The organism is Ewingella americana ATCC 33852, assembly GCF_000735345.1.
Lineage (GTDB): Bacteria > Pseudomonadota > Gammaproteobacteria > Enterobacterales > Enterobacteriaceae > Ewingella > Ewingella americana.
Genome location: NZ_JMPJ01000065.1, coordinates 54,277 through 69,168, shown reverse-complemented (window position 1 = coordinate 69,168; position 14,892 = coordinate 54,277). Strand labels below are relative to the sequence as shown.

The window sequence follows — 14,892 nt, the reverse complement described above, 5'->3', positions numbered from 1 at the left end:
AGAGTAGTCTGCTGAATCTTCAAAATAGCTCATATAAATTCGTCTTTTTTCCCCAAGGAAGCGCCAATGTTTACGGTTTATCACTCAAACCAATTAGATATTCTGAAAACGCTGACCACGGCGCTGATCGAGGGGCGTCCACTCGACGATCCTTTCAGTCAGGAAGTGATTCTGGTGCAAAGCCCCGGCATGGCGCAGTGGCTGCAAATGGAGTTGGCGCAGACATTTGGTATTGCAGCGAATATCGCATTCCCGCTGCCCGCGACCTTTATCTGGGATATGTTCACCAAGGTCTTGCCGGGCATTCCCAAAGAGAGCGCCTTCAGCAAAGACGCGATGACGTGGAAACTCATGTGGCTATTGCCGCAGAAACTGGGTGAAGAGGACTTTGCCTCGCTGCGCCACTATTTAGATGACGATGAAGACAAACGTAAAATCCATCAGCTCGCCGCGCGCGTGGCTGATCTGTTTGACCAATATCTGGTTTATCGCCCTGAGTGGCTAAAGGCCTGGGAGAGCGAGCGTCAAATTTACGGGCTTGATGACGCGCAGCGCTGGCAATCTTCCCTGTGGCGCGCGCTTTGTGCTTATACCCAAGAGCTGCAGCAGCCGGAATGGCACCGCGCCAATCTTTATCAGAACTTTATTTCCCAGTTGGAAAACGCCAAAGTCACTCCGCCGGGCTTACCTTCCCGGGTGTTTATTTGCGGTATTTCGGCACTGCCGCCGGTTTATTTGCAGGCGTTACAGGCATTGGGTAAGCACATTGATATTCACCTGATGTTCACCAATCCGTGCAAATATTATTGGGGTGATATTCAGAACTACGCCTTTCTCGCCCGGCTGCAAAGCCGCAAGCGCCGCCACTATCTTGAAAAGTTGGAAGAGGCTTCGCTGTTCCGCGAGCCGGATCAAGCCGCACAGCTATTTAACGATGAGGGCATGCAGAACCTGAGTAATCCGCTGCTGGCTTCTTGGGGCAAGCTGGGGCGTGACCACATGTTCCTGTTGTCGCAGGTGGATGATATTCAGGAAGTTCATGCTTTTGTTGACGTCGGCGATGGCTCCCTGCTCCACGCCGTTCAGCAAGATATGTTGGAGTTAGAGGACCATGCCATTATTGGTATGACGCCAGAAACCTTACTTAGCAGCGACCAAAAAAGGGTGCTCAACCCTAATGATCGCTCCTTGAGTCTGCATGTCTGCCACAGCCCACAGCGCGAAGTGGAGATTCTGTATGACAATCTGCTCGCGCTGATGGCCGAAAACCCAACGCTCACCCCGCGCGACATTATTGTCATGGTGGCGGATATCGACAGCTACGCGCCTTATATTCAGGCAGTATTTGGCAATGCGCCAGCAGAGCGCTATCTGCCATTTGCTTTGTCTGACCGTAAGGCCAGTCAGGCCCACCCCGCGCTGCAAGCCTTTATCTCTCTGCTCGATTTACCGCAAAGTCGCTTTACTGCTGAGCAAGTGCTCGGGCTGTTGGAAGTCCCCGCGCTGGCTTCTCGCTTCTCCATTGATGAAGACGGTCTGCGACTGCTGCGCCAGTGGGTGGGGGAATCAGGCATTCGCTGGGGGCTGGATGATGACAACGTGCGTGAGCTAGCGCTGCCTGCTACCGGCCAGCACACGTGGCACTTTGGTTTGACCCGCATGCTGTTGGGCTACGCCATGGACAGCCAGTCAGGGGAGTGGCAGGGCGTCTTGCCTTATGACGAATCAACCGGGCTGGCCGCCGAATTGGCCGGGCATTTAGCCGAATTGCTGATGCAGCTTAGCCAGTGGCGTATCACCTTATCCAAGCCGCGCAGCGTCAGTGAGTGGCTGCCGCTATGTCAGGAGCTGCTCACCACATTTTTCTCCGCCGAAGGGGAAACCGAAGTGGCGCTGGCACTGATTGAGCAGCAGTGGCAAAAAGTTCTGAGCCACGGCGTTGCGGCGCAATACCCAGATTTGGTGCCACTGTCTATCCTGCGTGACGAGCTAGCGTCAAAACTTGATCAGGAGCGAATCAGCCAGCGTTTTCTGGCCGGGCCGATTAACTTCTGTACCCTGATGCCAATGCGTTCGATTCCCTTCAAAGTGGTGTGCCTGCTGGGAATGAACGATGGTGTTTACCCACGAACGCTGCCGCCGCTGGGTTTTGACCTGATGGCGCAGAAAGTGGAAAGAGGCGACCGTAGTCGCCGCGATGACGACCGTTACCTGTTCCTCGAAGCGTTGCTCTCAGCTCAGGAGCATCTCTATATCAGCTATATTGGCCGCTCGATTCAGGATAACAGCGAGCGATATCCTTCCGTGCTGGTGACCGAGCTGCTGGAGTACATTAGCCAAAGCTACTGTCTTAAGGGCGATGAGAGCTTAACGGCGGACCAAAGCGCGGAGCGCGTGACTAAGCATCTGCTGTGCTGGCATCCGCGCACGCCTTTCGATGCCAATAATTTCGAAGCAGGCAATGAGCACCAAAGCTTTGCGGCAGAATGGCTGCCTGCGGCCAGCCGACAGGGCGATGAAGTGTTGGACTTCAACCAGCCTTTGGAGCCGGTGGCGATGACCGAGGTCACGCTGGAAAACCTGCTGCGTTTTTATCGTCATCCCATCAAGGCATTTTTCCAGATGCGGCTGAATGTGAGTTTCGTATTGGAAGAGACCGAACTGTCGGATGAAGAGCCCTTTATTCTCGATAATCTGGACCGCTACCAGTTCAATACCCAACTGCTCAACACGCTGATTGAAGAGCAGGATCCTGCCCAGCTCTTTACTCGAGTTCGCGCGTCGGGCGGTCTGCCTTATGGCCCGTTTGGCGAGATTTACTGGCAGAAGCAGCTTGAGGAGATGACCGAGCTAGCCGACAGCGTGCGCAGCGAGCGTCAGGAGCACGGCAGCGTTGAGCTGGACTTGTCCGTGGGCGATATCAAATTGACGGGGTGGTTGCATCAGGTGCAGGACAATGGGCTGCTGCGCTGGCGTCCTGCGGCCTTGCTGGCGAGAGACGGTCTACTATTGTGGATTGAACACTTGGCCTATTGCGCCTCGGGTGGCAAGGGAGACAGCCGAATGTATGGTCGCGGTGCGACGGCGTGGCGCTTTGCCACAATGCCTGCGGAGCGTGCAACGCAGCATCTACAAGACTTGATTAATGGCTATCTGGAGGGGATGTCTGAGCCTCTGATTTTACTCAATAAAAGCGGCTGGGCATGGTTATCCCAGTGTTTTGATAAAGATACTGGCGCGGTAAGCCATGATGAGGAAAAGCTCGAGAAAGCGCGCAACAAGTTACTTCAGGCATGGCAGGGGGATATTCGCGTTCCCGGAGAAGGGGCCGATCCTTATATTCAGCGGGTATTCCGCCAGTTAGACACGCAAAAATTACAAACTATTATCCGCGAAGCGGAACGTTTCCTTTTGCCCCTAGCCCGACACAATCTGGCATAGTGGCATGAGTTCGCAAATTTACCTTATTGGGGGAGAGTGGCAATGTTAAAACAGCTTACCCGTGTTTCCGGGTTACTGTTGTTATCAGTCTTTTGGATACCGGCAGCGTGGTGTGCAACTGACTGGCAGCCGTATGCACAAGCAATCAATAAGAGTCAGAACGATCCGCGTCAGTATCAGGCTATCACGCTAAATAACGGCATGACCGTGCTGTTAGTTTCCGATAGCGAAGCCAGCAAGTCTCTGGCGGCGTTAGCGATTCCCGTGGGATCTTTAGAAGATCCCAACTCCCAATTAGGGTTGGCGCACTACACCGAACACATGCTGCTGATGGGCTCAAAAAAGTATCCCGAGCCGGAAAGCCTGTCGGAGTTTTTGAAAAAGCACGGCGGCAGCCACAATGGCAGCACCGCCTCTTATCGCACGGCTTTCTACCTCGAGGTGGAGAATGATGCACTGCAACCCGCGGTTGATAGATTAGCGGACGCCATCGCCGAGCCATTGCTCGACCCACTAAATGCTGACCGTGAACGTAACGCGGTCAATGCCGAGCTAACGATGGCGCGTTCCCGAGACGGCATGCGTATGGCGCAAGTTCGCGCTGAAACCCTCAACCCAGCCCACCCAAGCGCCCGTTTCTCTGGCGGCAACCTTGATACGCTAAAAGATAAACCGAGCAGTAAACTACATGATGAACTTACCGCGTTTTATCATCGTTATTACTCTGCAAATCTGATGGTTGCGGTGATTTACAGCAATAAGCCGCTGCCAGAGCTTGCCCAGCTAGCCGCCGAGACCTTTGGTAAAATTGGCAACCATAATGCCAGCGTTCCGGCCATCACGGTGCCAACGCTTACCGAGGCGCAAAAGGGTGAGATTATCCATTTCATCCCGGCGCAGCCGCGTAAGCAACTGCGTATTGAGTTCGCCATTGATAACAACAGCGCGGCTTTTCGCAGTAAAACTGATACCTACATCAGCTACTTAATTGGAAACCGGAGCCCTAATACCTTATCGGACTGGTTACAGAAAGAGGGGCTGGCCGATGGGATTAACGCCGGAGCTGATCCGATGGTGGATCGCAATCAGGGCGTGTTCAATATCTCCATTTCCCTTACTGACAAAGGTCTAGCCCAGCGCGACCGAGTGATTGCGGCGGTGTTTAGCTATCTGAATGAGATGCGCCAGCAGGGAATCAAAAAGGAGTATTTCGACGAAATTGCCCACGTAATGGCGTTGGATTATCGCTATCCGGCCTTAACTCGCGATATGGACTATGTCGAATGGCTGGTTGATACCATGCTGCGAGTGCCGGTCGAGCACGTTCTGGATTCGCCCTATCTGACCGACCAGTTTGACCCTGCGGCTATCACTGCCCGCCTTGAGCAACTTACGCCGCAGAATGCTCGCTACTGGTACATCAGCCCTGACGAGCCTCACAACAAAGTGGCTTATTTTGTGAATGCGCCATATCAGGTGGATAAAGTCCCGGCCGCGACCTTTGATCAGTGGAAGCAGCAGAGCCAGCAAATTTCCCTCTCTCTGCCTGCGCTGAATCCATACATTCCAGACTCACTCGCTATAGTGAATAAGAAGAGCGACCAGACCAAGCCCGAGCTGGTGGTGGAGAAAAATGGCCTGCGCGTCTTCTATATGCCAAGCCGCTACTTCTCGCAAGAACCTAAAGCCAACGTGATGGTGTCGTTCCGCAATGCTCAGGCGCTGGATAACGCTAAGAATCAAGTGCTGTATGGCCTGACGGATTATCTGACTGGCGTGGCCTTTGACCAACTGAGCTATCAGGCTTCTATTGGTGGCATCAGCTTCTCCACCTCGCCGGACAATGGATTGCAGTTTGCCGCCACGGGTTTCACCGAGCGTTTGCCGGTATTGCTCAGCAAGCTGGTGGATAGCTATCCGGATTTCAAACCGACCCAAGAGCAGCTTGATCAGGCTAAATCTTGGTATCTGGAGCGTTTAGCGTCGGCGGATAAAGGCAAGGCCTTCGAGCTGGCGCTTCAGCCCGTCCAACTGGTGTCACGCATCCCTTATACCGAGCGAGAAGAGCGCGAAAAGCTGGTTGCTGGCATCACTCTTGAGCAAATCAATACCTATCGTGAAAGCCTGATCCATAACGCAGCGGTAGAGATCATGGTGATCGGCAACATGACCGAGCCTGAAGTGAAGGCCATGTCAGAAGCTATCGTCAATAAGGTTGGGGTGCATGGCTCTCAGTGGTGGCGTGGAAGCCACGTTGAAATCAAAAAGCCGCAGAAGGTGAATATTCAGCGTCAGGGCAGCAGTACCGACTGCGCGCTGGCGGCGGTCTATATTCCGACAGGCTATGATGAAGTGCAGAGCATGGCCTACAGTTCGCTGCTCGGCCAGATTATCCAACCTTGGTTCTACAGTCAGTTGCGTACTCAGGAGCAGCTGGGGTATGCGGTGTTTGCCTTCCCAATCCCGGTCGGTAAGCAGTGGGGGATTGGCTTCTTGCTGCAAAGCAACAACAAGCAGCCTCAGTACCTCTATCAGCGCTATCTGGCATTTTACCCTCAGGCAGAAAAACGCCTGCGTGCCATGAAACCTGACGAGTTTGCTCAGTACAAACAGGCGCTGATTAACGAAATGCAGCAGCGGCCGCAGACCCTTGATGAAGAAGCCGATCGTTTTGGCAATGATTTCAGCCGTGGAGAGAGTCGTTTCAATACGCGCGATAAAGTGCTGGCGGTTATCCAATCACTGACCCAGGAGGAACTGGCTGATTACTTCCATAAAGCAGTGATCAAAATGAACGGGCTGGCGATGCTTTCGCAAGTATCAGGCAATGACGCGAAAACGGCTGACTACGCCAAGCCGGCTGGGTTCAAAACGTACCCGAATACCTCTTCGATTCAGAAAACATTTCCTCATCAGGTAAACAGTAAATGACTGAGATTATCCCGCAGAAGCTTGAACCGCTGACGCTGCCTCTCACCGGAGCACGGTTGATTGAGGCCTCTGCGGGCACGGGTAAAACCTTCACGCTGGCCGTGCTCTACCTGCGGCTATTGCTCGGGTTGGGCAAGGAGGCGGCCTTCCCCCGCAGTTTGACGGTGGAAGAGATTCTGGTGGTGACCTTCACCGAAGCCGCCACCGAAGAGCTTCGTGGCCGTATCCGCAGCAATATTCACGAGCTAAGAATTGCCTGCGTGCGCGGTCAGAGTGGCAACCCGATGATGGTATCGCTGATGGCGCAAATCGAGGATCTAGCCTCGGCGGCCCACATTTTGCTGGCAGCAGAGCGGCAGATGGATGAGGCGGCGATCTACACCATCCACGGTTTTTGCCAGCGAATGCTCACTCACAACGCATTCGAGTCAGGCATTCTGTTTGAGCAGACGCTAGTGCAGGATGAGCTCCCCCTGCGCCGTCAAGCCTGTGCTGACTTCTGGCGTCGTCACTGCTATCCGCTGCCTCTGGACATCGCGCGCGTGATCTCGCAGGAATGGAGCGGGCCGGAAGCCTTGCTCAGTGACTTATCGCCTTATTTACATGGTGAAATGCCCCAGCTGCGTCAGCCTCCGGCTGAAGACGAAACCATTGAGACGCGTCACCAGCAAATACTCGAACGCATCAATGGCATCAAGCAGCAGTGGCTGGCCGCGTCGGCTGATATTGCCGCCATCATCAATGATTCCGGCGTCGATAAACGCAGTTACAGCTCGCGATATCTGCCGGTATGGCTGGAAACAGTGGGGTTATGGGCAGCGCAAGCCACTGAAGACTATCAATTGCCGAAGGAGCTTGAGCGTTTCAGGCAGTCAGTGCTGCTGGAGAAAACCAAGAAGGGCAATGCTCCGCAGCACAGCGTTTTCGACAGCATAGACGCCATCTTCACCGAGCCGCTGACGCTGCGTGATTTGATTATTGCGCGGGCTCTCAGCGAGATTCGTTTCACCATTCAGAAAGAGAAACGCCAGCGCGCCGAGCTAGGCTTTGATGACCTTTTGAGTCGCCTTGACGCCGCGCTGCACCAGCCCGGTGGAGAGCTGTTGGCACAGGCGATTCGCAGCCGCTATCCGTTGGCGATGATCGACGAATTCCAAGATACGGACCCCCAGCAGTACCGTATCTTCCAGCGTCTTTACGTCAACCAACCCCAGTGCGGCTTGCTGCTTATCGGCGACCCTAAGCAGGCGATTTATGCGTTTCGCGGCGCTGACATCTTCACCTATATGCGTGCTCGCTCGGAAGTTAGCGCTCACTACACCATGGACACTAACTGGCGTTCATCCGTCAGTATGGTGAAAGGCGTTAACCATCTGTTTTCCCAGCTTAATAACCCGTTCGTGTTCTCCCAAATTCCTTTTATTCAGGTCTCTCCGGCAGAGAAAAATGCTCAGCTCGACTTTGAACTGGATGGGGTGAGCCAACCTGCTTTGCATTTCTGGTTGCAGCAGGGGGAAGGGGTTGGAGTAAGTGATTACCAACAGCTTATGGCGCGCCAGTGCGCGGCGCAGATTCGCGACTGGCTGACGGCCGGGCAAAATGAGCAGGCGTGGCTGGTGAATGCCAAAGGGGAACGCGCATTAGTTCAGGCGTCCGATATTACCGTTCTGGTGCGCAGCCGCGCAGAAGCGGCCTTGATCCGCGACGCCTTGAGCGCCCTTGAGATCCCTTCGGTTTATCTCTCCAACCGCGACAGCGTTTTCGAAACGGCGGAAGCTAAAGATGTTCTATGGCTGTTACAGGCGGTGCTGACGCCTGAACACGAGCGCACGCTGCGCAGTGCTATGGCGACCGGCATCATTGGCCTTGATGCCCTGACACTCGATAACTTAAGTAAAGATGAGCGGGCTTGGGATGCCTTAGTTGAAGAGTTTGACGGCTACCGCCAACGCTGGGCGCGGCGCGGAGTGCTGCCGATGCTGAAATCCCTGATGGGGCATCGCCACATAGCCGAGAACCTGCTGGCCGCCACTGGCGGAGAAAGGCGACTTACCGATTTACTGCATCTAGGCGAGTTATTGCAGGAAGCCGCGGCCCAGCTTGATAGTGAGCACGCACTGGTGCGCTGGTTGGCGCAGCAAATATCCTCGCCTGACCGCCAATCGCAAAGCCAACAATTAAGGTTAGAAAGCGATAAACACTTGGTGCAGGTGGTGACCATTCATAAGTCCAAGGGGCTGGAGTATCCACTGGTCTGGCTGCCGTTTATCAGTAATTTCCGCCAACAGCAGCAAGGCTTGTACCACGACCGCAGCACCTTCTCGGCCATGCTTGACCTCAACAGTGATGAGCAAAGCAAAGAGTTGGCCGAAGAGGAGCGTCTGGCGGAAGACCTCCGCCTGCTGTATGTGGCGCTAACGCGTTCGGTTTACCACTGTAGCGTGGGCATCGCGCCGCTGATGCAGGGAAATCGCAAAAAGCAGGGTGATACCGACTTACACCTTGGGGCGATGGGCTATTTGGTGCAGAAGGCTGAGGCTGCCGATGCCGCTGGTTTGATTGCCTGCCTGAGTAACCTTAGCAATGAGGATGTGGTGTTCTCTGCAATTGAATCGCCAGAGCAAGCGCCGTGGGCCGCGCCAAGCGATGAGCTAAAAGCGCTCTCCGCGCGCCAGATGACGCGCCAAATTCAGGATAGCTGGCGCATCACCAGTTACTCCGGCCTTCAGCAGCACGGCACGGCATTGGCGCAAGACCTGCTGCCAAAGCTGGATGTAGAAGCCGCTGGTGAGCAGCAAGAGGCCGTCGAGCCACAAATGAACGCCCACACCTTCCCACGTGGCGCTTCGCCGGGGACCTTCCTGCACAGCATTTTCGAAGAAATTGCCTTTGACGCAGAAGTTGAAGACGCATGGCTGATGGAGAAGTTAACTGCTCAGGGACTTGAGGCCGAGTGGCTGCCGGTGCTTAAGGCTTGGATTGAAGCCATCTTAAACACGCCGCTCGGTGAGCCTGAGATGAAACTCAGCGCCATTGACCAAGGTAAATTGCAGTCTGAACTGCAGTTCTACTTGCCGATCGACAGCATGTTACAGGCTTCGCAGCTCAACGCGGTGGTGAAACATTTCGACAGCTTATCTGCTCGCTGCCCGTCGCTTAATTTCCAGCAGGTTCAGGGGATGCTTAAAGGCTTTATTGACTTGGTATTCTTCTGGGAAGGGCGTTTTTACTTGCTGGACTACAAGTCCAACTGGCTGGGTGATGACAGCAGCGCCTATACCGAGCAGGCGATGGAAAGCGCGATGGCGGAACACCGCTATGACCTGCAATACCAGCTCTACACGCTGGCACTCCACCGCTATTTGGGCCACCGGCTGGCTGATTATGACTATGAGCGCCATTTTGGCGGCGTAATTTACCTGTTCCTACGCGGCGTCGACCCGGAGCATCCGGGCAACGGTGTTTTCCGCCGCCGTCCGTCGCAGGAGTTCGTCGAATGCCTCGACCAACTATTTAGAGGTGAGTTTGTCCCTGATGAAGCCATGCTAGAACAAGCCAGAATGCTGGAGGGGCAGCTATGAACACCTCGGTGACAGTAAAAAATGGTTTGGCAGTTGATGCTCTGTTTGAGCAAGCCTTGCTGCAAGGCGCGTTCAGGTCACTGGACGTGCAGTTTGCCCGCATGATAGCTGGCGGGACGCAGGCAGAGACTGAATATGCCGCGCTCATGCTGGCAGCCGCCTGCCTGAGCAGTGAGGCGGGGAGTGGTCACGTGTGTTTGCATTTGGACCAGCTCAGCCCGGATTCTCTGTTTGACGGGCGTTACCCGCAGATTGCCATTGAACTGTGGAAAATGGCTGGTGAGCCGGACAGCGAGCAGTGGCTGGCGCTATTAAGTCGTCATCCTGCGGTCAGCGACGGCAGCCAGCCGACGCCGATGGTGTTGCAAGAAAACCGCCTGTATCTCCAGCGGATGTGGCAAAGCGAGGGCGAGGTCGCCGATTTCTTCAGTGCTGAAAAACGGCTGGATACCTCGCTCATTTCGCCACTGACCGTGGACGAAGCCCGGCTAAAAACGATTCTGGATGACCTGTTTGGTCACACGGACTCGGCCGAGATTGATTGGCAGAAAGTCGCGGCGGCGGTGGCGGCTACGCGGCGGATTTCGATTATTTCTGGCGGTCCCGGCACTGGCAAAACGACTACCGTGGCTAAACTTCTGGCCGCGCTGGTTCAGCTCTATCCCCAGCAGAAGCTGCGTATTCAGTTGGCCGCGCCCACTGGCAAGGCGGCTGCGCGTCTCACCGATTCTCTCGGGCAGGCCAGCCTGCGCTTGCCTCTTACTGAAGCCGAGCGGGCCGCGTTCCCGGCGGAAGCCTCGACATTACACCGATTGCTGGGCGCACAGCCTGGCAGCCAGCGTATGCGTTACCACCGTGGGAATCCGCTGCACCTTGACGTGCTGGTGGTTGATGAAGCCTCAATGGTCGACCTGCCGATGATGGCAAGGCTGATTGAAGCACTGCCAGCGCAGGCGCGAGTGATTTTCCTCGGTGACCGTGACCAGTTGGCTTCGGTGGAGGCGGGGGCAGTGTTGGGAGATATCTGCCGGTTTGCAGAGCAGGGGTATAGCGCAGAGCGCGCCACTCAACTGAGCTATTTGACGGGTTGCCCTGTCGCACCAACAGAGGTGGTGAATGCCGCCAGTGTTCGCGATAGCTTGTGCTTACTGCGCCGCAGCTACCGGTTCGATTCTGCTTCCGGTATTGGGCAGTTGGCGAAAGTCGTCAATGCAGGTGAGAGTGCGGCTGCATCTGCCGTGCTGGCGCAGGGCTTGCCGGACGTCACAGGGTATCCGCTCAACGAAACGGAGGATTTCCAGCCGCTGCTCGATGCCTGCGTTGCGGGCTATCTTCCTTATCTTCAAGGTGTTAGGCAAAGCGCGTCGCCTGACAGCATTTTGCAGGATTTTGGCCGTTTTCAGGTGCTTTGCGCGCTGCGCGAAGGGCCGTTTGGAGTGAAAGGGCTGAATGAGCGCATCGAACAACTGCTAAACCGCAAAGGGCTGATCCGCCGACCTGCGGTACTGGCGGGGAAATGGTATCCCGGAAGGCCAGTGATGATCAGCCGTAATGATAGCGCGCTGGGGTTGTTTAATGGCGATATCGGCATTGCCTTGCATAACGAAAGTGGCGAGCTGAGAGTCTACTTCCAGCTTCCCGGTGGTGAAGTGAAATCCGTGCAGCCGAGCCGTTTGCCAGCTCATGAAACGGCTTACGCCATGACCGTTCACAAGTCTCAAGGCTCTGAGTTTGACCATACGCTGCTGGTGCTGCCTAACCACTTCCTGCCGGTACTAACCCGCGAACTGGTGTATACCGCTATCACCCGAGCTAAGAAGCAGCTGTCGCTTTATGCCAGTGAGAAGGTGTTTAGCATCGCGACCCGCACCCGAACGCGACGCCGCAGCGGGCTGGCAGAAAGGCTTAGCGAGCAGCACTAGTACTCATCCACGCTCCTGATAAATGAAAACAAAACGGGGCTTCTCCACGCGTGAGAAGCCCCGTTATGTTTTATCTCTAACCTCGCATTAACCCTGCTTTAAAGCTCAGTCAGCAGGATTTTAGAGCGACGCTGATAGTTGTACATTTCCTGTTTCTGGATTGGCAGGACGTCTACTTCTGCTGGCTGGAAACCACGCTCCTGGAACCAGTGGATGCTGCGAGTGGTCAGCACAAACAGGCGATCCAGCCCCATTTGCTTCGCCTGACTGGCAACGCGTTTCAGCAGCATTTCGCCGCGTGACGAGCTGCGATAGTCAGGATGCACCGCCACGCAAGCCATCTCACCAATGCGTTCTTCAGGGAATGGATAGAGCGCGGCGCAGGCGATGGTCAGGTTATCGCGTTCGATAATGGTGAATTTGTCGATTTCCATCTCTAGCTGCTCGCGGGAGCGGCGCACCAAGATACCCTGCTGCTCCAGCGGGCGAATCAGCTCAAGAATGCCGCCGATATCGTTGATGGTGGCGCGGCGCACCTGCTCGGCACTCTCCATCACGATTTGCGTGCCGATACCGTCGCGGGAGAACAGCTCCTGAACCAGCGCGCCGTCTTCCTGATAGCTGATTAAGTGGCTGCGACGCACGCCGCTGCGGCAGGCTTTGACTGCACCACGCAGGAAACGCACGGTGCCTGACTGGTAGTCGCCACGGGCTTCCATGGTGTCGATTCGAGCCTGCGCATCGTTGGGGAACAGCTCGGAAATAATATTATCGTCTTCGTCGATCACGCCCTGAGACGAGCAGAAACCAATCATTTTTTCGGCTTTCAGCTTGATTGCCAGCTGGGTTGCCACCTCTTCGGAGGTCAGGTTGAAGCTCTCTCCGGTGACGGACACGGCAACCGGCCCGAGCAGCACAATGGCGTTGCTGTCGAGTTGGCGGTGGATAGCTTCTTCATCAATACGGCGAATACGGCCGGTGTGGCAGTAGTCGATACCGTCGTCGACGCCTAAAGGCTGAGCGATGATGAAGTTACCGCTGACCACATTAATATGTGCACCCTGAAGTGGCGTATTATTCAGGCTCATGGAGAGGCGAGCGGTGATGTCGAGCTGCAATAAGCCCGCCGCTTGCTTGACTAATTCGAGAGTGCGGGCGTCGGTGACGCGGGTATTTTTGTGGTAGATGGGTTCATAATTATGCTCCGCCAGATTCTCATCTATCTGCGGGCGAGCACCATAAACCACCACCAAACGGATGCCCAAACTGTGTAACAGCCCGATATCATTGACGATATTGGTAAAGTTCTCATGCTCAATAGCTTCGCCGCCCAGCATGACAACGAACGTTTTGCCACGGTGTGCATTAATGTAGGGAACCGAGTGGCGAAAACCCTGAACCAATTCAGTACTACGTTCCTTCACGGCAAAACCTCATTTGAATTTTTATTCGTAATTTCTGTATTTTTATTCTTTTGTGCCGATGTGGCAAGTAAGAAATCTCTCTTTTTGTTCACAAAGCATCAACAAGCTTAAAATTTAGCCAATCCCGTTTGTGAATGACAGGGCAGGGTCGATTCGTTAGAATTTTCCTATTGAGCCTTTTGGCTGTTCTGTTTTTTGCTCATTTTCGAGCCCTTACCTTTGAGACTGCATGACTGACGATAATCACAATTTGGGCCGAAGACGCCTGTTACAAAGCGTAGCTGCTTCGTGGATGCTCAGCGTCAGCCGGGTGGGTTTCGCCGCCAGTTCACAAGTGGTTGCCGTGCGCGTTTGGCCCGCTTCTTCCTATACTCGCCTGACGCTAGAATCCAGTACCCCGCTGAAATATAAGCATTTCACCCTTACCAACCCCCATCGTTTGGTTATCGATATTGAAGGTGTACACCTTAATAGCGTGCTTAACGGCGTGGGTAAGCAGATCCAGCAAAATGATCCTTTTATCAAACAGGCCCGCGTAGGCCAGTTTGATAAAACGACGGTCAGGCTGGTGATGGAGCTGAAAAAACAGATTAACCCGCACGTTTTCACCCTCAAGCCAGTTGCTGGGATCCACAATCGCTTAGTGGTAGATCTCTACCCACAAGAAGGGGCCGTGAGCGCGGAGGATGATCCGCTATTGGCATTGCTGGAAGATTACAACAAGGGCGATGTGGCGCGAACTCTGCCGCCAGAGACCGCCAAAGATGGCAAGGCGGGGCGCGAGCGGCCGCTGATTATCATGCTCGATCCGGGACATGGCGGGGAAGACCCGGGAGCCATCGGCAAATATAAGACGCGTGAGAAAGATATCGTTCTGCTGATCGCCCGCAAGTTGCAAAAACTGATCCAGCGCGAGCCGAACATGAAGGTGTTTATGACGCGCAATGAAGACGTGTTCATCCCGCTAAAAGTCCGTGTCGCTAAGGCGAGGAAGCTGCGGGCTGACCTTTTTGTCTCGATTCACGCCGATGCTTTCACCAACCGCGCCGCCCGTGGCTCTTCGGTTTTCGCCTTATCGACCAAAGGGGCGACCAGCGCCGCAGCGCGTTTTCTGGCGCAGACGCAGAATGAGTCTGACCAAATCGGCGGCGTCGGCAAAAGCGGCGACCGCTATCTGGACCACACCATGTTCGACTTAGTACAGACCGCGACCATCAGCGACAGCCTGAAGTTTGGCAAAGAGGTGCTAACGCGGATGGGCAAAATCAACCATCTGCATAAGAACAAGGTGGATCAGGCCGGTTTTGCCGTGCTGAAAGCGCCCGATATTCCTTCCATTCTGGTGGAAACGGCGTTTATCAGTAATGTGGAAGAGGAGCGAAAGCTCAAGACCAGCCACTTCCAGCAAAAGGTGGCGGAATCAATACTGGCGGGCATCAAGGCTTATTTTGCCGATGGCGGCATGTCGGTCAGAAGGTAATGGGCCGAGGCTTGGAGAGAAGAAGGTCAGCGGTGAAGGTCGCTGGCCTTTTTTGATCGGCGGATAAAATTCTCAGACGCCAGAAACAAAAAAACACCCGTTAAGGTGTCTGT

General features: G+C 54.7%; 6 protein-coding genes. 5 read left to right on the top strand and 1 reads right to left on the bottom strand.

Annotated features, from left to right (window positions below; translation table 11 throughout):
* The first annotated feature begins 66 nt into the window (after nucleotides 1-66).
* From recC to recD, 4 genes are read left to right on the top strand one after another with little or no spacing between them, the layout of a single operon-like run.
* Nucleotides 67-3,441 carry an exodeoxyribonuclease V subunit gamma gene (gene recC, locus GEAM_RS14715; protein WP_034792854.1) on the top strand — a complete coding sequence of 1,125 codons (3,375 nt, stop codon included), beginning with the start codon at nucleotides 67-69 and terminating at the stop codon, nucleotides 3,439-3,441.
* 42 nt (nucleotides 3,442-3,483) lie between these two features.
* On the top strand, nucleotides 3,484-6,372 hold the full coding sequence (gene ptrA / locus GEAM_RS14710) for a pitrilysin (protein ID WP_034792852.1): 2,889 nt from the start codon (nucleotides 3,484-3,486) through the stop codon (nucleotides 6,370-6,372).
* A complete protein-coding gene (gene recB / locus GEAM_RS14705) occupies nucleotides 6,369-9,953 on the top strand; it encodes an exodeoxyribonuclease V subunit beta (RefSeq protein WP_034792849.1) in 3,585 nt (1,194 codons plus the stop codon). The genes ptrA and recB overlap by 4 nt, the downstream gene beginning before the upstream one ends.
* Nucleotides 9,950-11,875 carry an exodeoxyribonuclease V subunit alpha gene (gene recD / locus GEAM_RS14700; protein WP_051899535.1) on the top strand — a complete coding sequence of 642 codons (1,926 nt, stop codon included), beginning with the start codon at nucleotides 9,950-9,952 and terminating at the stop codon, nucleotides 11,873-11,875. Before recB ends, recD begins: the two co-directional genes overlap by 4 nt.
* A gap of 98 nt (nucleotides 11,876-11,973) precedes the next feature.
* Here recD and argA read toward each other — a convergent pair whose 3' ends face one another.
* Complete coding sequence (argA, locus tag GEAM_RS14695) at nucleotides 11,974-13,299, bottom strand: amino-acid N-acetyltransferase (RefSeq protein WP_034792846.1); 1,326 nt, start codon at nucleotides 13,297-13,299, stop codon at nucleotides 11,974-11,976.
* A gap of 229 nt (nucleotides 13,300-13,528) precedes the next feature.
* On the opposite strand from argA, the gene amiC reads away from it, so the two are divergent.
* The gene (amiC, locus tag GEAM_RS14690; RefSeq protein WP_034792844.1) at nucleotides 13,529-14,779 is read left to right on the top strand and encodes an N-acetylmuramoyl-L-alanine amidase AmiC; all 1,251 of its coding nucleotides are present in this window, start codon (nucleotides 13,529-13,531) and stop codon (nucleotides 14,777-14,779) included.
* Nucleotides 14,780-14,892: the final 113 nt, after the last annotated feature.

Excerpts from the sequence above, each read along its gene's own strand:
- ptrA (WP_034792852.1), top strand. The coding sequence starts at position 3,484 with ATGTTAAAACAGCTTACCCGTGTTTCCGGGTTACTGTTGTTATCAGTC.
- amiC (WP_034792844.1), top strand. The coding sequence starts at position 13,529 with ATGACTGACGATAATCACAATTTGGGCCGAAGACGCCTGTTACAAAGC.
- recD (WP_051899535.1), top strand. The coding sequence starts at position 9,950 with ATGAACACCTCGGTGACAGTAAAAAATGGTTTGGCAGTTGATGCTCTG.
- recB (WP_034792849.1), top strand. The coding sequence starts at position 6,369 with ATGACTGAGATTATCCCGCAGAAGCTTGAACCGCTGACGCTGCCTCTC.
- recC (WP_034792854.1), top strand. The coding sequence starts at position 67 with ATGTTTACGGTTTATCACTCAAACCAATTAGATATTCTGAAAACGCTG.